The organism is Ralstonia pickettii (assembly GCF_001699815.1).
Taxonomy (GTDB): Bacteria; Pseudomonadota; Gammaproteobacteria; order Burkholderiales; family Burkholderiaceae; genus Ralstonia; species Ralstonia thomasii.
In genome coordinates, this window is record NZ_MCGB01000057.1 from 325,625 (window position 1) to 346,392 (window position 20,768).

Below are 20,768 nucleotides of genomic sequence, written 5' to 3' on the forward strand. Positions count from 1 at the left end.
TCCCTCAGGCATAGGGGGTACCGGTGTCGTCCGGCGTGTGGTGGGAGTACATGCGCCCCGGGTTGCGCTCGCCGGGGATCCCGATCGCCGTGACGCCGCCCTTGGCTTCGACGAACATGTCGTGGTCTTCCAGCTTCTTGCTGTCATACGTGGCTTTCTCGGAGTTGTAGTACTCAAACTCAATATCCTTCGCGGGCTCCCGCCCCGCCGGATATACCTCGCCCCCCTCAGACTGCGGCTCACACCAGCGCCAATCCGCCATCCTGCGGAACTGAGCCATGTGATTGGCGTTGAACAGACACAGGCCCACATCCACGTCATACGCCAGCACGTGTTCACTGTGCGCCGGGTTGGTGAGGATGGTGGAGTGGTTGGTGGGCTGCTGGCGGTCGCCTTCCTTCAACTGCGCCGCGCGCGCCTGCTCCTCGAACTTGCCAAACTCGGTGCCGCGAATCTTGTGATGGTTCTCGTCGTTCATCAGAGCAATGTCGTTTTTATCGAAGGTGGCTCCGCTCTGGAGTTGGCCCCTTTCGTCGTAGGCATTGCGCCGCGCGCGCTGGCGAATGCCGGCGTTCTGGTCGTAGCGCATGGCGGCTTCGCTGGCAGTGCTGCCGTGTCCGGTCGTGCGTTGATGGGCGTAAGGGTCCTCAGTGCCCTGGGGGACTTGACGCGCCGGATTGAGCGCATCACGAGCGGATTCGTAGTGGACATTGAAGGGGCCCAGCGTGTGGACGCCGTCGACGTAGCATTGCTCGGTCGGCAGCGTGCTGCCGTCGCTGCGCGCCAGGTAGACAGCCCGCGGCACGATGCCGCCGCTGGAGATGGCCGGCGCGTTGACACGCACGGCCCAGTCCTTGTCGGGCACGCCATTGACCTTGGCGACATTGCTCACCTGATTGGCAATTGCAGCGCCCGCTCCCATGAATATGCCGATGGTCGAGCCAAAGAACTTGCCCCAAAAACCCTTTCGATCGTCACCCCAGATTTTCTTGAATTGAACGCTCACGCGTTCGGAATCCGGAGTCCAGAAGATGCTGGTCTCGGGATTGGCGCCAATGGTGTCATTCCAGTAGTGGTAGTCAGTACCAGGGGTGCCGCCCACCTTGTACGGCACCCCCGGCTTGGCCTCGGCCCAGACACGTTGGTAGAGCACACCGTCAGCTCCGGTGGCCTCCACATCTTCCTTGTTTAAACCTAGCCAGCCCATACCACGCACGGCGGCAACGGAGATGACCCGATCATGCGGGCTGCAGTACAAGAAGACGCGGGCGCGCGTGTCGCGCCCCTTGCAATCTTGCTCGGCGGTGCAGGCAGCGTCGCCATTCCGAGGCTTGTGGTTGAAGGCGTGCTGGGTTACGAAGTCGGCATCGTAGTGCTGCGCTCGCTCCTTGCCGAAGCCCCGCACGATGTCGAAGAAGTTCCTGAGGCCCTTGGCGCGGGCTTCATAGGTGACACGACCCGCTTCGTTTTTTGAATCGTATTGGGAGACGTTGTCGATCCAGCTCTTGCGCAGGCTGTAGGGCGCACAGGCGAGGACGTAGTTGTCGGCGACACCGTTGCACTTGCCTTCACCGTTGAATTCGGCGTGATGGGCGCCAAAGTACGCCGAGCCGATGCCTATCATGTTGCCTTGGCTATGGCAGACCACGGTAATGGGACAATCCTTGTCAGTGACACCATCGCGCTTCAGCGTCCTATGCACCTCGCGGATGCGGCTCACCAGCTTGGCCAGTCGCCAGGCGGCGAAGGCCTGGTAATGACGGGCCGGAGCACTGTAGACCTGCCGGTCACTGGTTTGAAGGTGGGTCAGGGACAGTGCGCCAAAAACGAGTTCCGCATCGGTGCCTTTGTTGAACATGTCGGGCAAGGCCGAGCAGCCGTTCACGAAGGGGCCGCCGCCCCAGGCGTTCTTCTCATCGAGCAGAATGTTGCCGCCCACGGCATTGAGTTCATCGACACTGGACTTGTAGCCCCAGCGGAACCGAATGACGGGGCTGTAGCCTGCGTCTTTGACAAACGTTGCCGACTTGAGGTCACGCTGGATGTAGCCATCCTCAGTCAATTCGCTCATGTAGGTGACGGGCCTGAGTTGCCCGCTACCCTTGACGCGAAAGACATGATCGTCCTCGCGTTGCAGGCGCGCGTTCAGGCCCTTGCAGAGCCCCTCCTCTGCGGTGTCAAACCATTCGCCCATGGAGTTGACGCCGTGTACAAAGACGATGACGCCCGGCAGTGGCAAGGGCTCATCCACATCTAGGCATGGATTGCCCGGCAGGCAGAGGGCTTCTGCGCGCGGGCCGCCTGAAAAAGATTCGATTGAATCAGTCATTGATGCGTCCTGTCCGATTGATGAGAGCGGTTAGCCAAACTTGATTGCCAGCACGTCTGCTGCCTGAGATTCATGCAGGTCGGTTTCTCCCAGGGCGTTACTGACTCCCCTGATAACGCTGCCGTCTCTCTTGACGATTTCATACGACCGGTTCGCTACGGGTTCATTGTCTGCGGGACGAATCAGCCGGAACTTGCGCCCCGTATCCCCTGAGTCGAACTGCGGTAATGCCCCATCAATCCCCTGCGGCCCTGGCGCATCAAAGTCGGCGGTATGCGCATGCACGCGCGTCGGTCCAAAGATATCCACGCACCCATCCGCGATGCGGATGCCGGCATTGCCACTCATGAAGGTGATACCGGTCTTGCCATTGAGCACGATGGTGCCGTCGGTGGTGGTAATCACCACATCCGTCTTGGCGTTGAGCGCCATGTTCTTGCTCTGCGCCTGTAGCACGAGCTGGCCTTGGTGGGCGGTGGCCTTCCAATCACCACTGTGGGCGAACTGGCTGATGCCAGTGCCAGCGTTGACAATGTATTGCTGACCTGCCGTGTGTTGCTGGTTGAGTTTGGAGATCGTGTCGACGTGCTTGCCGGCGTAGCTGGTCAGCGTCTCGGGTGTGGCGAACGCCATGCCCGCCGGCGCGTAGGCGCCAATGATGGGTTGTCCACCTTGCCCCGGGGCGTCCTTATGGTTGTTGGCGCCAGCGTCCCAGTCCTCGATGGCTTGGGTTAGCTTGGATTGCGGATCGGTGTCGCTCTTGAGCGCTTCGTGCTGACTGCTGTAGTTGCCGAACGATTCGGCGGTCTCAAGCGCTGCGCGCATGCAGCGGATGAATTCCTCTCGCGTGAAGTGGCCACCCACGGCAGCGATTTGCCCTTCTGCGGTAAAGAACAGGCCCTTGGCGCCTCGCACACTGCCCTGCCCATCAGTACGCAGATCAAAACCTTCGCCACGCGGGTCTTTGCGCCCAGGCTGCCCCGGCACACCGGTCAAGTAGCCCAGGTTGAGCTGGGATGTCTGGTGGTCTGACGACAGTTGGGCCTGAATCTGCCCTTGGGTGTCATCCATCAGAAGATGGTTACGCCGCCGCCCGAAGAGTTCCTTGCTGGCAATGCCGGACAACGCATGCTGCGTCGGCAGCGCCCACGGCGGTGTGTTGAGCTGGTTGGGTACGCGACCAACGATGATCGGCGTGTTCGGATCGCCGTTCAGATAGTCGACCAGGACCTCCTGACCAATACGAGGAATTTGCATGGTGCCGAATTGATCGCCGGACCAGCCATTGGACACGCGGATCCAGGGCGAGGAATTCTCGTCGTGCTGGCCGTAGCGGTCCCATTCGAACTGGATTTTGACGCAGCCGTGGTCGTTGGTCCAAATCTCTTGGTTCTCGGGACCGGTGACGACGGCGCGCTGGATACCTTGAACGCGACGCTTGTGGGCGATCCGTTCTGGACGGAAGACTTCGTCCGTGGGGTGAGCTTCGAAGCTGACGCGGCAGGTGTATTGCTGGGTGCCGCCACTGTGGATGCCCACGTCTTCCAACATCAGGTCCGTGCTCACAATCAGGACTTCGCGGTTCAGCGCGTCATGGTCGTGATTGGTGATGTGGTAGGTGTTGCCGGCGGCGACGCCGCGCAGGTTGCCGACACCACGCATGCGTCGCCCCTTGGCGCGCCGCTCTTCCGTATGAATGCGAGCGTGCAAGTTGCCGACATCTCGGCTGTCATAGAGGCCGGGTTCGTATTCGTAGCGTTCGAACTCGGAAAACAGCGTGTCGCGCGGCAGGCTGTCACTGGTGGTGAGGTCGGCTTTGGGCTGGCGTGGGTCGTAATCCTTGAACGTAACCTTGCCGGTACGCAGACGGTTGATGGGCTCGAAACGTGTCAGGTGCTCCTGGTCGATCTTGAAACCTTGCGGGTAGATCGACAGCGCGTGATATGCCCCGCTGGGGAATTTGCGCCAGGCGCCGGATTCGGAGACGAGCACGAGCCGGTGGTGGCTGCCATCGTGTTCGAAGAAATAGCTGATACCCCATTCTTCGGTGAGACGTTGGATGAAGTGAGCGTCGGTCTCGCCGTGCTGGACTTCCCAGATGAGCTTGGGGAAGACACTGGTGTCCAGACGCTTGTCCACCGAATACGGGTAATCGGCCAGCACTTCGTCGAGGATGTCGATGACAGACTTGTTTTGGAACGCTTTGTAATCAGAGGTCTGACTGGCCAACCAAAACCAGGGGCGCAAGGTGTAGCGGTAGAGACGATTGTTGTCCACGCCGCCGATCAGTTCGACGGCGGTGATCAGGCCGGTGATTTCTCGCACACCCGCACCAACACCACCAAGCAGGCCGGTGCCCATGCCGTCCAGTTCGATGGACAAGGTCATCTCGTGGCCAATGGCAGCGTCTAGATCTGATTCGAGCATGGACTGATCGGCTGCCAACGAAACGGGGCGCAGATCCACTGTGTAGGTGAACAACTCGCTCAGCGCTTCGCGGCCCGAGACGCGCACGAATTCCAACTGTGGCTGCCCCAGTAGGTCAGGGATCGCGTTGCTGCTCGCTTTGACTGTGCGGTGGTTGCCGATTTTGTTGGACATGCGTTCTGCTGCGCCCATCTCTGTGCTCCTCGTGCGTGACACGCCAATGTCGTAGTGACGTGCGTGGTGTTATGAGTGGCTATGACGGTAGCGCTCTTTGTCGTGAAATCGAATGAGAATGGCGCGCAACCGCGTCAAAAGTTGTCACACACCAAGGCTCAACTGACTCCCTCCGACACATCGATTCCATCCCAAACTGTTAGCGTCGATATGCCTCTTCTGCAAAGTCCAGACACGTCCACAGGTATTCCGCCTGCCGCGTCTCGTCTATCGCACGAAAATGTTCGAATCCAGTCGCGTGCAGCATGCTCAAGAACGTTCGCAGCTTCGAAAGCTTGTCGAACAAATCAGCATGCGCTTGATAGCGGCGAATATCGGGGAGGGCTTGGAAATCCGTAATGGCGAGGTCTCCGTCGAGCTGAAGGAAACGCGCCACCCGTGGTGAACGGGTGGGCGAGCATTGACAAGGTTGGAACCCGAGTAGCAACTCTCGATCGGCACGAAGCCGTCCCTGCCAAGCTCGCCCATAAGGGGAAGCGGCCACGGGAGAATGACGACAAGGACTTGTGCTCAGTCCTTGCCGGTTGCTACCGAGGGTTCCAGTCCTCGGCCGCTTTCTCTCATGGCACGAAAGCGGCACCGACAAGTCTAGTGGGCCGCTTCCTATTGAGGCAATACAGCACGGAACAAATCAGAATTTGGCTATGCATGCCCGTGCAGTGCTTTGTCCCGTGGAATTTGTGCGGTGGTGCACGAGGCGCGCATTATCGCGCAACGACACCACACCTGCCCGAAATCAGCTGGTAGGCGCTGCTGCATGCAAAGGCTCGCATTCTCAAGGCGAGAAAAAAAACGGGGCCGCAGCCCCGTTCAACCCTCACCGGTCATGCCACCCGCTAGGGAACGAATGGCATGCTCCGATAAACCGTTCTGTTGTTGCTCAGCGTGCGCCTCAGTTCGTCTTGGCGCCGCCTTCGAACCACTTGGCGATGATCGTGCGCTCGTCGTCGGTGATTTGCGTCACGTTGCCCAACGGCATCAGCTTCTGCTGGACGACCTGCTGGTAGACGAGCTGTGCATGCTTGCCCAGTTCTTCCGGCGTATCGAGCAACACGCCCTTAGCCGGTGAAGGCATCAGGGTAGGATGCGCCGAGTGACATTGGTAGCACCGTGCGGTAACGACTGCCTGTACTTTGGCGAAGTCCGAACCGCCACCGGCGGCCGCTGGAGCCGCAGCACCGCCTTCTGCCGCTGTTGCGGGCGCCGTTGCTGCCGCGGTTTCCGCTGCCGGAGCTACCGAACGCGACACCGGAGCGAGCCACACGGCCACACCCAGCAGCACAGCCACGCCAGCTGCCGGATAACCCCAGTTCACGACGCCCTTGTGCTTCAGGATGAAGAACTGACGGATCAGCACGCCGGCCAGCATGATCAGCACGAGCACAACCCAGTTGTAGTTGGCGGCGTACGTCATGCTGTAGTGGTTCGACAGCATCGCGAACAGCACCGGCAGCGTGAAATACGTGTTGTGCACGCTGCGCTGCTTGCCGCGCTTGCCGTGGATTGGGTCCGGCTTTTCGCCAGCCTTGAGCGAGGCGACCACCTTGCGTTGCCCCGGGATGATCCAGAAGAACACGTTGGCGCTCATGATCGTTGCGATCATCGCGCCGATCAGCAGGAATGCTGCGCGGCCCGAGAACAGGTGGCACGCTGCAAACGCCGCGATCACCACGTAGATCGCCACGAGAATGCCGACCACGCGGTCGTTCTTGCCGAACACGCGACAGATCGTGTCGTATACGAGCCAGCCGACCACCAGGAAGCCCAGCGCCAGCAGCACCGCCGTCGTCGCGGTCATGTCGAACACGCTGCGATCGATCATGTAGACGTTGGCGTTGAACAGGTACACCACCGTCAGCAGGGCGAAGCCCGACATCCAGGTCGAATACGACTCCCAGTAGAACCAGTGCAGATGATCGGGCAGCTGCTTCGGCGCCAGCAGGTACTTCTGCGGGTTGTAGAACCCGCCGCCGTGCACGGCCCACAGCTCGCCGTCGACGCCCTTGTCCTTCAGGTCCGGCGCGGTCGGCTTGGTCAGGCTGTTATCGAGCCAGACGAAGTAGAACGACGACCCGATCCACGCGATCGCGACGATCACGTGCAGCCAACGCAAGAGCAAGTTGGCCCAGTCGAGGATATAGCCTTCCATGATGACTCCCTGCCCTGTTAGCTACCGCGATAGGTCGAATACGACCACGGCGACACCAGCAGCGGCACGTGGTAGTGCGCACTGGTGTCGGCCACGCCGAAGCGCAGCGTCACCACGTCCAGGAACGCGGGATCGGGGAGTTTGACGCCGGCGGCGCGGTAGTACTCGCCCACGCCGAAGTCCAGCTCGTACACGCCGGTTTGCAACGCGTCGCCTTCAAGCAGCGGCGCATCGCAACGGCCATCGTGATTGGTGCGGACCGACTTGATCGGTTGCCGCTGATTGTCGACAATTTTGAACAGTGCGATCGCCAGGTTTTGGCCCGGCGTGCCTGCAGCGGTGTCGAGCACATGGGTGGTCAAGCGTCCCATTTGTCTTCCTCTGTAGTTCGAATTTTCAGAAGCGCCGCTGCCTCCACTTGCACCTCGCGCCAAACCCTTGTGTGACAAGGGCTGGCGTCGGGGCCCGCTCGGTACGTGCTGTGCACGCATCCCGGCGCGCGTCCAGCCGGTTTACGCCTGCCGCCCATGTTGGGAGGGTGCATGCCAAACCGGCAAAGCCGTCGCTCGTCCTGGGTCCGACGCCTTGCTTCTGTCGTGTCGCTAGACTCGGTTGAAACAGGGATTTCCCTAGTTTGTCGGATTCCCGAACGCATTTTGTTGACAATATTGAAGGCTGCCACGAATAATTGTCAACAGGTTTTCGCAGTGGCCTATGCTGCGGCGCGTTACTCAAAGGCGGATCTGCCATGTCCAAGAATCTCAAGCTGGTCTCCACGGAAGCGACGTTGAAGTCGGGCGTCAAGGCATCGGGGGCAACACGCATGTCGGTCGAAGAACGGATGTATCACGAGATCTACGACGCGATCATGGAGCACCGCCTGCCCCCGCGCACCAAGCTGACGGAGCATGCGCTGTGCGAAATCTATGCCACCGCGCGTCATACGGTGCGCAAGGTCTTCTCCCAACTGGCCGCTGACGGCCTGGTTGACCTCGAGCCGAATCGCGGCGCGTTCATCGCGGCGCCCTCCATCGACGAAGCCCACGCCATGTTCGAGCTGCGTCAGATCCTGGAGCGTGCGGTGCTCGACAAGGTCGGCCATAGCAGCAATCCCAAGGCAGCCATCGCCCCGCTGCTGGAACTCGTCAAACAGGAACGCCAGGCGTTTGTCACGCAGGACCGCCCGCGCTGGATTCGCCTGTCTGCAGAATTTCACGTAGCGCTGGCCGAGCAGTCCGGCAACCCGCTGGTGGTCGAGATGATGCGCCGGCTGGTGTCGCGCACCACCCTGATGATCGCCAGCGTCGAGGCCCCGGGCAACAACGCCTGCTCGTTCGACGAACACCTCGACATCCTCAATGCACTGGAGCGTGGCGACGCCAGCGCTGCCCAGGCCCACATGGCCCAGCACTTGCAATGCTGCGCCGATCGCGTGCGCCCCGAAGCGCCCGCTGATTTCGATTTGCGTTCGGTATTGGGCCCACGCGGCGGGAAGGACAAAGTCTAGGACCGGTTCAGCTGTATCGGGCGAGCTGGCACGACAGAGGCCGGCCGTCCAAGAACCTGTCCACGATCCGTAGCGACCTGCCGAAGGTTGGCCCCGGGATACACCGCCCGACATCAGGACGGGACGTGTCACAAGGCCAGAATCGGGGCGCGCAGCAGGAACGTGGGCAGGCTCCAAGCCGGACGCCGTCCGGCTTACCACCCAAAGGAGACCTTTATGGCAAGCAGCACCATCGCCGCCCCCACGGCGGATCTGACCAATGAGCGCGTGGCGTACGGACGCCTGCTCGCATTGGGTCTGCAACATGTATTGGTGATGTATGCAGGCACCGTGGCAGTGCCTCTGATTGTGGGCGGTGCACTGCATCTGCCCAAGGAACAGCTCGCTTTCCTGATCAACGCGGATCTCTTTGCCGCCGGCCTTGCCACCCTCATCCAGGCCTTCGGTATTTGGAAGTTCGGCATTCGCATGCCGGTCATGATGGGCGTGACCTTCGCATCGGTGGGCCCGATGATCGCCATCGGCACGGACCCGAGCATCGGCCTGCTCGGCATCTACGGCGCGGTGATCGCGGCGGGGTTGTTCGGCATCATCGTCGCGCCGCTCATGGGGCGTGTGCTTGGACTCTTCCCGCCTGTCGTGACGGGCACCGTCATCACGCTGATCGGCATGTCGCTGATGGGCGTGGGCATCAACTGGGCTGCCGGCGGCCAGCCGACCATGAAAACCATGGTGGACGGCGTGCTCAAGACCGTGCCGAATCCGGCCTACGGCGACCTGAGCGGCCTGGGCATCGCGCTGGCAGTGCTCGTGATCATCCTGTTGCTGACGAAGTACGGCCGCGGCCTGATCGGCAACATCGCGGTGCTGCTGGGCATCGTGATTGGCACGTTCATCGCCATGGCATTCGGCAAGGTCAGCTTTGCCGGCATTACCGAAGCCGACTGGGTGGCCGTGATCACGCCGCTGCACTTCGGCATGCCGACCTTCCACTTCGGCGCCATCGCTTCGATGTGCATCGTGATGATGATCACCCTGGTGGAATCGACCGGCATGTTCCTGGCGCTGGCAGAAATCACCGGCAAGAAGCTCTCCACCGATGACCTCACGCGCGGCCTGCGCGCCGACGGTCTGGGCACTGTGATCGGCGGTGTGTTCAACACGTTCCCGTACACGTCGTTCTCGCAGAACGTTGGGCTGGTGACGGTGACGGGTGTGCGGTCGCGCTTCGTGGCAGCCATGGGCGGCGTGATCCTCATCGCGCTGGGCCTGTTCCCGAAGATGGCGCACATCGTGGCATCGGTCCCTTCGTTCGTGCTGGGCGGGGCGGGCATCGTGATGTTCGGCATGGTTGCCGCCACGGGTGTGCGCATTCTCGGCTCGATCGATTTCAACAAGTACCGCCACAACCTGTTCATCGTGGCGATCTCGATCGGCTTCGGCATGATCCCGACGCTGGCCCCGACCTTCTTCCAGTACCTGCCGCATTGGCTGGAGCCCGTTACGCACAGCGGCATCGTGCTGGGCACGCTGGTCGCGGTCATCCTTAACCTGTACTACAACGGCATGCAGTCGGCCGAGCACGCCATGCGCGACGCTGCCGCCAACACCCACGGCACGGAGTAATTGCATGAACGCCACTGTCGCGCACAACGACCCGCTTCTGATCGCCCGTCATGCGGACGTGCTGGTCACCATGGATGCGCAACGCCGCGAGATCGCCGACGGCGCCCTGGTTGCGCGCGGTGGCGTAGTCGAATGGGTTGGCGCCTCGGCCGATCTGCCGTCGCAGTACCGCGAGGCCATCGGGCAACCCAACGTACGTGTGATGGAACTGCGCGACCACGTGGTCACGCCGGGCTTCGTCAACACGCACCATCACATGTATCAGAGCCTGACGCGTGCCCTGCCCGCCGCGCAGGACGCCGAACTGTTCGGCTGGCTGACCAACCTGTATCCGGTGTGGGCCGGCCTCACGCCCGAGATGGTGCGCGTGTCTACGCTCACGGCGATGGCGGAACTCCTGCTCTCGGGTTGCACGACCTCCAGTGATCATCTGTACCTCTATCCGAACGGCAGCCGGCTCGACGATTCCATCGAAGCCGCACAGCAGATCGGCATGCGCTTTCACGCGGCGCGCGGCAGCATGAGCGTCGGCCGCAGCCAGGGCGGTTTGCCGCCGGACCGCGTGGTCGAAGGCGAAGAAGCCATCCTGAAGGAAACGCAGCGCCTGATCGAAACGTGGCACAACGCCGATCGCCATTCGATGCTGCGCGTGGTGGTGGCGCCGTGCTCGCCCTTCTCCGTCTCGCGTGACCTGATGCGCGAATCGGCCAAGCTCGCGCGCAGCTACGGTGTGTCGATGCACACCCACCTGGCCGAGAACGATAACGACATCGCTTACTCGCGCGAGAAGTTCGGCATGACGCCGGCCGAGTACGCAGAAGACCTCGGCTGGGTCGGCCGCGATGTCTGGCATGCGCACTGCGTGAAGCTCGACGCGCACGGCATCGACGTGTTTGCACGCACCGGCACTGGCGTCGCGCATTGCCCGTGCTCGAACATGCGCCTGGCTTCCGGCATCGCCCCGATCCGCACCATGCGCGATGCCGGCGTGCCAGTCGGCCTTGGCGTGGATGGCAGCGCGTCGAACGATGGGGCGCACATGCTCGGCGAAACGCGGCAGGCCATGCTGCTCGCACGCGTCGGCTTTGGTCCCGCGGCGATGAGCGCGCGCGAGGCGCTGGAGATCGCCACGCTCGGCGGCGCGCGCGTGCTCAACCGCGACGACATCGGCGCGCTTGCACCCGGCATGTCGGCCGACTTTGTCAGCTTCGATCGTCACCAGGTCGGTTTTGCCGGCGCCGACCACGACCCGGTCGCGGCGCTGGTGTTCTGCGCCCCGTCCAACGTGGCGCACAGCGTGATCAATGGGCGCGTAGTCGTCGAAGACGGCCGCCTGACCACGCTGGAACTCGACGCCCATCTCACGGTTCACCGGAGGCTCGCGCTGGAACTCGCGCAGGCTGCCCGGGCAGTCCCGGCCTGACGCGATGGCGCCTTGCCTCGTTCATGACGCCGCTGTGATGTCGTGAATTTGGAAAGCCGCATTCCACTGTCTGACCGGTGTTGTATGAAGTCTCCTCGACATGAAAAAACCATGACAAACAATAACTATCCGCGCGATCTCATCGGTTACGGCAAGAACCCGCCGAACGCCAATTGGCCGGGCGGCGCGCGCGTCGCCCTGCAGTTCGTCCTCAACTACGAGGAAGGCGGTGAAAACTGCGTCTTGCACGGCGATGCCGGCTCCGAGCAGTTCCTCTCTGAGATCATCGGCGCCGCGGCCTACCCGGCCCGCCACATGAGCATGGAGGGGATCTACGAATACGGATCGCGCGCGGGCGTGTGGCGCATCCTGCGCGAGTTTGAAAAGCGCGGCCTGCCGTTGACGATCTTCGGTGTGTCGATGGCCCTGCAGCGCCATCCGGACGTGACGCAAGCCTTCGTTGATCTGGGCCACGAAATCGCCTGTCACGGCTGGCGCTGGATTCACTATCAGAACATCGACGAAGCTACCGAGCGCGAGCACATGCGCATCGGCGTCGAGATCATCCGCGAGTTGACTGGCAATGCGCCGCTGGGCTGGTACACCGGCCGCGACAGCCCCAACACGCGGCGCCTGGTCGTCGAGCACGGCGGCTTTGCGTACGACGCCGACTACTACGGCGACGACCTCCCCTTCTGGACCGAAGTCGAAACCTCGTCCGGCGAGCACAAGCCGCACCTGGTGGTGCCGTACACGCTCGACACCAACGACATGCGCTTTGCCAGCCCGCAAGGCTTCAACACGGCCGACCACTTCTACCAGTACCTGAAGGACGCCTTCGACGTGCTGTACGAAGAAGGCGATCCCAACGGCCTTGCGCAGCCGAAGATGCTGTCGATCGGCATGCACTGCCGCCTGCTGGGGCGCCCGGCGCGCTTCCGCGCGCTGCAGCGCTTCCTCGACTACGTGCAATCGCACGACAAGGTCTGGATCTGCCGCCGTATCGACATCGCGCAGCACTGGATCCAGAACCATCCGTATGCCAAGCAACCCGTTTTGAGCACCACAGCATGAGCCAGACCACCTACACCCTCTCGCAACTCAACGGCATGGACGCGTCGCAGTTCGTGCAAGTCCTCGGCGGCGTCTACGAGCACTCCCCGTGGGTTGCCGAACAGGCCGCCACGCAGCGCCCGTTCGCCTCGGCCGAGCGCTCGCGGCTGCCATGCGCAATGCCGTGGACACCGCCGGCATTGAGCCGCAGCTCAAGCTCGTGCGCGCTCACCCCGAGCTGGCGGGCAAGGCGGCCGTGCGCGGTGAACTGACCGCCGAGTCGACGCGCGAGCAAAGTGGTGCGGGCCTGAACCAGTGCTCGCCGGAAGAGTTTGCACGCCTGCAGGCCCTCAACGCGCAGTACAACGAGAAGTTCGGCTTTCCGTTCATCCTGGCGGTGCGCAGCTATGACCGCCACGGCATCATCGACAACTTCAGCGAGCGCGTGGAAAACGACCGCGATACCGAGCTGCGTGCATCGCTCGAACAGATTCATCGCATCGCGGGTTTCCGTCTGGCCGATTTGATCGCCGCCAACTGATTTCTCAGGTTCAGCAGCAAAAAACAACGCTGTGGGCGCGGTGTCATGGGGCATGGGACACCGTCCGGCATGGAGCCTGACCAGCCGGCCTGTGACTGCATCAAAGAATGCAGCGCAACCTGCAGTGACTTTCAACAACAAAGGAGGTAGCAATGCAGTCGAAATTCAAGCGTGGCATGGCCGCGCTGGCAGTGGCATCGGCACTGGGGGCAGCAAGTGCCGGTGCGCAGGCGCAGTCGTCCGTCACGCTGTACGGCCAGGTGGATGCCTGGGCGGGCGCCACCAAGACCCTGGGCGCATCGGATCGCGCCTGGGGCGTCAACTCGGGCGGTATGTCGACCTCGTACTGGGGCATGAAGGGCAGCGAAGATCTGGGCAATGGCTTGAAGGCGATCTTCACGCTGGAAGCGTTCTTCCGCCCGGACACCGGCAAGTACGGGCGCTTTGACGGCGATACGTTCTTCGCCCGCAACTCGTTCGTCGGCCTGCAATCGAGCACGTGGGGTTCGATCAAGCTCGGCCGCCTGACGCCGCCGTATTTCGTATCGACGATCCTGTTCAACCCGTTCATCGATTCGTACACGTTCTCGCCGATGGTGTTCCACACGTACCTCGGCAACGGCCTGCGCGGCCCCGGCGGTATCTCGGGTCTGGTGGGCGATTCGGGCTGGAACAACGCGATCATGTATTCGACGCCGGACTTCAACGGTCTGACCGCCAACTTCATCTACGGCGCGGGCGAGCAAGCCGGCCACAACGGCCAGAACAAGTGGGGCGGCAACTTCCTGTACTTCCATGGCAACTTCGCAGCCACGGCGGCTTTCCAGCAGGTGCGCTTCGACTCCGCCCCGGGTGACCTGAACGCACTGGTGGCAGGCTTCTCGCGTCAGACGGCCGCGCAGCTCGGTGCCACGTACGACTTTGGCGTGGCCAAGGTCTACGGCCAGTACCAGTACATCAAGAACGCCATCAACTCGGGGGACGCGAAGAGCAACGGCGGCCAACTGGGCATGTCGGTGCCGGTGGGCCCGGGCAGCATCCTGGCGTCGTACGCGTACACCAAAACTTCGGGTGCGGCTGACGTGAAGCGCAACACGTGGGCGGTCGGTTACGACTATTCGCTGTCCAAGCGCACTGACGTGTACGCCGCGTACATGCGCGACAAGGTGACGAGCCTCAGCTCGGCAGACACCTTCGGCGTGGGCATCCGCGCGAAGTTCTAAGCAGTCGGCAGCAAAGAAAAACGGCGCCTGGACTTTCCCCAGGCGCCGTTTTCTTTTGGGCCGCCAACCTTCAGCGGCCCAACAGTTGGATCAACCAATCAACGCGTAGCCGACACGTCTGCCACCGCCAGCGCCGTCATGTTGACGATGCGGCGCGACGTGGCCGACGGGTTCAGGATGTGCACCGGCTTGGCCGCGCCCAGCAGGATCGGGCCCACCGTCACGCCCTGCCCGCCCGTGATCTTGAGCAGGTTGAACGCGATGTTGGCGGCGTCGAGCGACGGCATCACCAGCAGGTTTGCGCTACCCGAGAACGCGCTCTTCGGCAGGAAATGATGGCGGATGTCTTCCGACAGTGCCGCGTCACCCTGGATCTCGCCTTCCACCTGCAGGTCGGGCGCTTCCACCTTCAGCAGGTCATACGCAGCGCGCATGCGGCGGGCCGATGCGTTTTTCGACGAGCCGAACATCGAGTGCGACAGCATCGCCACCTTCGGCTCCTGGCCGAAACGGCGCACTTCTTCTGCCGCCAGCTTGGTGATGTCGGCCAGCTCTTCTGCGCTCGGCAGCTCGTTGACGAACGTATCGGTGATGAACAGCGTGTGCTTCTCCAGCATCAGGCCGTTCATGGCGGCGAACACCTTGGCATTCGGGGCCAGGCCGATCACGTCACGCACGTGTTCCAGGTGGGCGTCGAAGCGGCCAACCGTGCCGCACAGCAGCGCATCGGCATCACCCAGGCGCACCAGCAGTGCACCGATCAGCGTGTTCGAACGGCGCAGCGCCGACTTCGCCATGTCCGGCGTCACGCCGTTGCGGCCCATCAGCTCGTGGTAAGCGGTGTGGTACTGGTGATAGCGGCGGTCGTCTTCCGGATCGACCAGCTCGAAATGCACCCCCGGCTTCAGGCGCAGGCCGGCCTTCTGGATGCGCATTTCGATCACGTGCGGACGGCCGATCAGGATCGGCTTGGCCAGGCCTTCGTCCACCACCGTCTGCACCGCGCGCAGCACGCGCTCTTCTTCACCTTCGGCGTAGACGACGCGCTTCGGGTTGGCCTTGGCGGCCGAGAACACCGGGCGCATGGTCAGGCCCGTGTGGTACACGAAGTCGCTCAGCTGGGCGCGATAGGCGTCCAGATCCTTGATCGGGCGCGTGGCCACGCCAGACTCTTCCGCGGCCTTGGCGACGGCCGGCGCGATCTTCTCGATCAGGCGCGAATCGAACGGCTTCGGGATGATGTAATCCGGGCCGAAGGTCAGGTCCTGGCCGGCATAAGCCTGCGCCACGGCATCGTTCGTTTCGGCTTCTGCCAGCTCGGCAATGGCCTTCACGCATGCCAGCTTCATCTCTTCCGTGATCTTGGTGGCGCCGCAATCGAGCGCACCGCGGAAGATATACGGGAAGCACAGCACGTTGTTGACCTGGTTCGGGTAGTCCGAGCGGCCCGTAGCGATGATGCAGTCCGGGCGCGCGGCTTTGGCCACTTCCGGGCGGATTTCCGGCTCGGGATTGGCCAGCGCCAGGATGATCGGCTTCGGCGCCATGGTCTTGACCATGTCGGCGGTCAGCACGCCGGCGGCCGAGCAACCCAAGAACACGTCTGCATCGCGCACGATGTCGGCCAGCGTACGGGCCGACGTGTCTTGCGCATAGCGCGCCTTGTTCGGCTCCATCTTGGCGTCGCGGCCGGCGTAGATCACGCCCTTGGAGTCGACTACGTAGACGTTCTCGCGCTTGACGCCCAGGCCGACCATCACGTCCAGGCAGGCGATGGCCGCGGCGCCCGCACCCGACACGGCCACCTTCACATTGCCGATGTCCTTGCCGACGACCTTCAGGCCGTTGAGCAGGGCAGCCGACGAGATGATCGCCGTGCCGTGCTGGTCATCGTGGAAAACGGGAATATTCAGGCGGTCACGCAGCTTCTGCTCGATGTAGAAGCACTCCGGCGCCTTGATGTCTTCGAGGTTGATCCCGCCCAGCGTCGGCTCCAGCGAGGCGATGATGTCAACGAGCTTGTCCGGATCGCGCTCGGCCAGTTCGATATCGAACACGTCCACGCCGGCAAACTTCTTGAACAGGCAGCCCTTGCCTTCCATGACGGGCTTGCTGGCCAGCGGGCCGATGTCGCCCAGACCCAGCACCGCGGTGCCGTTGGTGATCACGCCGACCAGGTTGCCGCGCGACGTGTACTCCGCCGCCAGCGACGGGTCTTGCTCGATCGCGGTACACGGATATGCCACGCCCGGCGAATACGCCAGCGAAAGATCACGCTGGTTGATCAGCGCCTTGGTCGGGCGAACCTCAATCTTGCCGCGCGTGGGGGCGCGGTGATATTCAAACGCTGCGCGGCGCAGTTCGGCCTCGGCGCCTTGGTCTTGGGAATCCGGCGAGGCGTCGTGAAGCTTGTCGTTCATAGCAATGCATCCTGATGGGGAGTTCCGCAGACGAGGCGCACATGCGCTCAGGCAGAAACTCCCTGAGACGAAGTGGCAAAAAACAGTGGGAACAGAGAGAAACCGGGGGTGAGGCCGCACGCGTTGTGGGGCACCGTCAGAAGGGTAGCGACGGCGCGGAGGCAGCGCCGGCCAGGGGTGGCGGTCGGCGCGAGACGGGATGAATTGACAACGCTCAAGCGGAGTACGGCTGGCGGCCTACAGATTAGGTCATGCATTCTAACGTAGACCGCCAGCCAAAACCCACCCTGGCGCACTACTTGGGTGCCGGCCCGGAAGCTGGTTTGGCCGCCGGTTTCACCGATGGATCAACAGGCAACTCTACGAGGATGGGCTGCGCGTTCGGCGCCGGGAAATTGGCAAAGGCGCTGCGTACCAGGTAAGGCATCACCGCCGTCAGCGATCCATCCCCACCCTGCGTTTGCGCCGTCACCTGATAAACACGCTTACCGGTGGCTGCCTCGTCAATTTCCACGTGATAGGCGTAGAACGGCACCTGCACGTTGGTATCCACATATTGCGGCCCCCACGGGCCCCAAGGCCCCCAAGGGCTGCGCCATGGCCCCCAGGGCCCCGGACCCCAATACGGGTCCGGATACACGGGCTGGCGCACCTGCACGAGGCGCGTGGCGGTCGAGTAGTCCAGGCGCACCACATAGCGCGCGCTGGCACGCGGCACGCTGGTAAAGCCGTGGGCAGCAAGCTGGTCTGATGTCCAGGCCTCGTAGGTCTGGCGTTCCAGGTCATTTTGCTGCGCTGCGGTGTGCTCGAAGGCATAGGTGCGCGGCGGGTTGTCGGTCCAGCCGGGTTGCCGGAACGCCGTCACCTGGCTGGTGACCGTGCTCGCACAGCCCGCCAGCAGGCTGGCCGCCATCAGCGCACCGGCCATCGGCCCGATGCCCGATGACTTGATCCATTTCCACATGAAAATCCCCCTACTCTCAATCAGACAGATGGCCGCGTGCCCGGAAACTGGCCGCACGCGGTCTGATACTCAGAGTGACGCCCGCCGCGGAAGATTCCCTCCAAGCGCCTGAGTACAATGGCCTTTTGCGTACCTCTACGAGGATGTTACCGATGTTGCGCACCGATACCGCCGTCACGATTTACCGCAAGGACTACACCGCGCCCGCTTTCCGCATTGACGAAGTGGCCCTGGAGATCGATCTCGTGCCCGAGCGCACCCGCGTCGTCAACCGCATGCGCATGACGCGCACGGATGCCGGCAAGCCGCTCGTGCTGGCGGGTGAAGGGCTCGAGCTGGCGGGCGCGACGGTCGACGGCAAAGCGCTGTCCGGCCTGCAGGCCTCCGACGACACGCTCACCATCGAAGCCGTACCGGCCGATGTTGGCACCAGCTTCACGCTGGAACTCACCACCTACTGCAATCCCGCAGCGAACTCCTCGCTGATGGGCCTGTACGTTTCCAACGGCAACTTCTTCACGCAGTGCGAGGCCGAGGGCTTCCGCAAGATCACCTACTTCCTCGACCGCCCGGACGTGATGACCGTCTACACCGTCACGCTGCGCGCATCGAAAGCGGATTACCCCGTGCTGCTGTCCAACGGCAACCTCGTGTCGGAGCGCGACCTGCCGGACGGCCGCCACGAAGCCGTGTGGCACGACCCGTTCAAGAAACCGTCGTACCTGTTCGCGCTGGTGGCGGGCAAGCTCGAATGCATTGAAGAACGCATCCGATCGGCCTCGGGCAAAGAGAAGCTGCTGCAGGTGTGGGTGGAGGCGCAAGACCTGGGCAAGACCCGCCACGCGATGGATTCGCTCATCCACTCGATCCATTGGGACGAATGCCGCTTCGGCCTGGAGCTGGATCTCGACCGCTTCATGATCGTCGCCGTGGGCGACTTCAACATGGGCGCGATGGAAAACAAGGGCCTGAACATCTTCAACACGAAGTACGTGCTGGCCAACGCCGAGACGGCAACCGATGTGGATTTCGCCAACATCGAATCGGTGGTCGGCCACGAATACTTCCACAACTGGACGGGCAACCGCGTCACTTGCCGCGACTGGTTCCAGTTGAGTCTGAAGGAAGGCCTGACGGTGTTCCGCGATCAGGAGTTCTCCGCTGACATGGCCGCGCTGGCCGGCAACGAATCCGCCGCTGCCAGCGCACGCGCCGTCAAGCGCATCGAAGACGTGCGGCTGCTCCGCCAGGCGCAGTTCCCTGAAGACGCTGGCCCGATGGCCCACCCGGTACGGCCCGACAGTTACGAAGAAATCAACAACTTCTACACCGTCACGGTGTACGAAAAAGGCGCCGAAGTCGTGCGCATGTACCAGACGCTGCTGGGCCGCGACGGCTTCCGCAAGGGCATGGACCTGTACTTCCAGCGCCACGATGGCCAGGCAGTCACCTGCGACGACTTCCGCGCGGCCATGGCCGATGCCAACGGCCGCGACCTCACGCAATTCGGCCGCTGGTACAGCCAGGCCGGCACGCCGGTCGTTGCTGTTGAGGGCCACCACGATGCGGCCACGCACACGTACACGCTCACGCTGCGGCAACGCTGTGAGCCAGTCGGCATCGAGACCACCAGCGGCATCCAGAAGCAGCCGTTCCACATTCCGTTTGCGGTGGGCCTGATCGACAAGCAGGGCCGTGACTTGCCGCTGCGCTTGCGTGGCGAGGCCGCATCGCCCTCGCCCATAACCACGCGCGTACTGGACTTCACTGAAACCAAGCAGACCTTCGTCTTCGAAGACGTGGCCGAAGCGCCGTTGCCCTCGCTGCTGCGCAATTTCTCGGCGCCGGTGATCGTGGAATACGGCTATACGACCGAGCAGCTTACGTTCCAGCTCGCGCACGATTCCGACCCGTTCAACCGCTGGGAAGCCGGCCAGCGCCTGGCCACCGACACCCTGCTGCGCATGGTGACCGACATCCAGCACGGCCGCGCGCCGGTGGTGGATCCGGCGCTGGTCGAAGCCCTGCGCGCCGTGGTCGCCGACACCTCGCTTGATCCGGCCTTCCGCGAGCAGATGCTGATCCTGCCGGCCGAGAGTTACCTGGCCGAGCGCATGGACGTAGCCGACCCGGCCGCCATCCACACCGCGCGCCGGACGTTGCGCCGCACCCTGGCGGAACAGCTCAATGCGGAACTGCTGCGCGCCTATCAGGACAACCAGACCGAAGGCGCCTACTCGCCCGATGCCGTGTCTGCAGGCAAGCGTGCGCTCAAGAACATCGCCCTCGGTTATGTGGTGGAAACCGAAGCCCCCGAAGCGCTGGCCCTGGCCGAACGGCAATATGCCGGCGCCACCAACATGACCGACCGCATGGGCGCCCTCTCGGCGATGGTCAACAGCTACGCCCCTGGCCGGGAAGCCGCACTGGCCGATTTCTACACGCGCTTCGCCGACGACGCCCTGGTCATCGACAAGTGGTTCTCGCTGCAAGCCATGCAGCCGGGCACCACCGGCAAGCCAACGCTGGAAACCGTTCGAGCCCTGATGACTCATCCGGCCTTTACGCTGCGCAACCCGAACCGAGCGCGTTCGCTCATCTTCAGCTTCTGCTCGGGCAACCCAGCGCAGTTCCACGCCGCCGATGGGTCGGGCTATGCGTTCTGGGCCGAGCAGGTGCTGGCGCTCGACGCCATCAACCCGCAGGTCTCTGCCCGCCTGGCCCGCGCGCTGGACCGCTGGCGCAAGTACGTGCCCGCGCTGCGCGACGCCATGCAGGACGCGCTCAAGCGCGTGGCGGCACATCCGAGCCTCTCGCGCGATGTGCGCGAGATCGTTGGCAAGGCGCTGGCCTGAATGTCACCGCTTGTATC

General features: G+C 63.0%; 12 protein-coding genes and 1 pseudogene. 7 read left to right on the forward strand and 6 right to left on the reverse strand.

Features of this window, described 5'->3' with window-relative positions:
• Positions 1–4 precede the first annotated feature (4 nt).
• The 4 genes from BEK68_RS09425 to uraH all read right to left on the reverse strand — a co-directional run bounded on the left by BEK68_RS09425 (position 5) and on the right by uraH (position 7,510).
• Positions 5–2,329 carry a T6SS effector phospholipase Tle3 domain-containing protein gene (locus BEK68_RS09425; protein ID WP_012436089.1) on the reverse strand — a complete coding sequence of 775 codons (2,325 nt, stop codon included), beginning with the start codon at positions 2,327–2,329 and terminating at the stop codon, positions 5–7.
• 30 nt (positions 2,330–2,359) lie between these two features.
• Complete coding sequence (locus BEK68_RS09430; protein WP_012436090.1) at positions 2,360–4,948, reverse strand: type VI secretion system Vgr family protein; 2,589 nt, start codon at positions 4,946–4,948, stop codon at positions 2,360–2,362.
• Between the two features lie 934 nt (positions 4,949–5,882).
• On the reverse strand, positions 5,883–7,139 hold the full coding sequence (locus tag BEK68_RS09440) for a urate hydroxylase PuuD (protein ID WP_012436091.1): 1,257 nt from the start codon (positions 7,137–7,139) through the stop codon (positions 5,883–5,885).
• Positions 7,140–7,156: 17 nt separating this feature from the next.
• On the reverse strand, positions 7,157–7,510 hold the full coding sequence (uraH, locus tag BEK68_RS09445; protein WP_004630888.1) for a hydroxyisourate hydrolase: 354 nt from the start codon (positions 7,508–7,510) through the stop codon (positions 7,157–7,159).
• A 377-nt stretch (positions 7,511–7,887) separates the two neighbouring features.
• Here uraH and BEK68_RS09450 point away from each other — a divergent pair, with 377 nt between their 5' ends.
• The 6 genes and pseudogenes from BEK68_RS09450 (at position 7,888) to BEK68_RS09475 (ending at position 14,512) form a co-directional block, all read left to right on the forward strand.
• Positions 7,888–8,646: a GntR family transcriptional regulator gene (locus BEK68_RS09450; RefSeq protein ID WP_012436092.1), complete on the forward strand. Its 759-nt coding sequence runs from the start codon at positions 7,888–7,890 to the stop codon at positions 8,644–8,646.
• Positions 8,647–8,862: 216 nt separating this feature from the next.
• Positions 8,863–10,272 (forward strand): nucleobase:cation symporter-2 family protein, encoded by a 1,410-nt coding sequence (locus BEK68_RS09455; RefSeq protein WP_012436093.1) that lies wholly within the window; start codon positions 8,863–8,865, stop codon positions 10,270–10,272.
• 4 nt (positions 10,273–10,276) lie between these two features.
• The gene (locus BEK68_RS09460) at positions 10,277–11,695 is read left to right on the forward strand and encodes an 8-oxoguanine deaminase (RefSeq protein ID WP_012436094.1); all 1,419 of its coding nucleotides are present in this window, start codon (positions 10,277–10,279) and stop codon (positions 11,693–11,695) included.
• A gap of 111 nt (positions 11,696–11,806) precedes the next feature.
• Positions 11,807–12,769, forward strand: coding sequence for an allantoinase PuuE (gene puuE / locus BEK68_RS09465; RefSeq protein ID WP_004630895.1), 963 nt, complete (start codon positions 11,807–11,809; stop codon positions 12,767–12,769).
• A pseudogene (gene uraD / locus BEK68_RS09470) lies at positions 12,766–13,289 on the forward strand (2-oxo-4-hydroxy-4-carboxy-5-ureidoimidazoline decarboxylase). Before puuE ends, uraD begins: the two are co-directional and overlap by 4 nt.
• Positions 13,290–13,441: 152 nt before the next feature.
• Positions 13,442–14,512 (forward strand): porin, encoded by a 1,071-nt coding sequence (locus tag BEK68_RS09475; RefSeq protein WP_009241107.1) that lies wholly within the window; start codon positions 13,442–13,444, stop codon positions 14,510–14,512.
• Between the two features lie 98 nt (positions 14,513–14,610).
• Here the strand turns inward: BEK68_RS09475 and BEK68_RS09480 are convergent, their stop codons facing one another.
• Both BEK68_RS09480 and BEK68_RS09485 read right to left on the reverse strand, forming a co-directional pair.
• Positions 14,611–16,932 carry an NADP-dependent malic enzyme gene (locus BEK68_RS09480; protein ID WP_009241108.1) on the reverse strand — a complete coding sequence of 774 codons (2,322 nt, stop codon included), beginning with the start codon at positions 16,930–16,932 and terminating at the stop codon, positions 14,611–14,613.
• Between the two features lie 295 nt (positions 16,933–17,227).
• Positions 17,228–17,896: a DUF4136 domain-containing protein gene (locus BEK68_RS09485; RefSeq protein WP_009241109.1), complete on the reverse strand. Its 669-nt coding sequence runs from the start codon at positions 17,894–17,896 to the stop codon at positions 17,228–17,230.
• A gap of 152 nt (positions 17,897–18,048) precedes the next feature.
• On the opposite strand from BEK68_RS09485, the gene pepN reads away from it, so the two are divergent.
• Positions 18,049–20,751, forward strand: coding sequence for an aminopeptidase N (gene pepN, locus BEK68_RS09490; protein ID WP_009241110.1), 2,703 nt, complete (start codon positions 18,049–18,051; stop codon positions 20,749–20,751).
• Positions 20,752–20,768 lie beyond the last annotated feature (17 nt).

Coding starts and splice junctions, on each gene's coding strand:
- BEK68_RS09425 (WP_012436089.1), bottom strand. CDS start 2,329: ATGACTGATTCAATCGAATCTTTTTCAGGCGGCCCGCGCGCAGAAGCC.
- BEK68_RS09430 (WP_012436090.1), bottom strand. CDS start 4,948: ATGGGCGCAGCAGAACGCATGTCCAACAAAATCGGCAACCACCGCACA.
- BEK68_RS09440 (WP_012436091.1), bottom strand. CDS start 7,139: ATGGAAGGCTATATCCTCGACTGGGCCAACTTGCTCTTGCGTTGGCTG.
- uraH (WP_004630888.1), bottom strand. CDS start 7,510: ATGGGACGCTTGACCACCCATGTGCTCGACACCGCTGCAGGCACGCCG.
- BEK68_RS09450 (WP_012436092.1), top strand. CDS start 7,888: ATGTCCAAGAATCTCAAGCTGGTCTCCACGGAAGCGACGTTGAAGTCG.
- BEK68_RS09455 (WP_012436093.1), top strand. CDS start 8,863: ATGGCAAGCAGCACCATCGCCGCCCCCACGGCGGATCTGACCAATGAG.
- BEK68_RS09460 (WP_012436094.1), top strand. CDS start 10,277: ATGAACGCCACTGTCGCGCACAACGACCCGCTTCTGATCGCCCGTCAT.
- puuE (WP_004630895.1), top strand. CDS start 11,807: ATGACAAACAATAACTATCCGCGCGATCTCATCGGTTACGGCAAGAAC.
- BEK68_RS09475 (WP_009241107.1), top strand. CDS start 13,442: ATGCAGTCGAAATTCAAGCGTGGCATGGCCGCGCTGGCAGTGGCATCG.
- BEK68_RS09480 (WP_009241108.1), bottom strand. CDS start 16,932: ATGAACGACAAGCTTCACGACGCCTCGCCGGATTCCCAAGACCAAGGC.
- BEK68_RS09485 (WP_009241109.1), bottom strand. CDS start 17,896: ATGTGGAAATGGATCAAGTCATCGGGCATCGGGCCGATGGCCGGTGCG.
- pepN (WP_009241110.1), top strand. CDS start 18,049: ATGTTGCGCACCGATACCGCCGTCACGATTTACCGCAAGGACTACACC.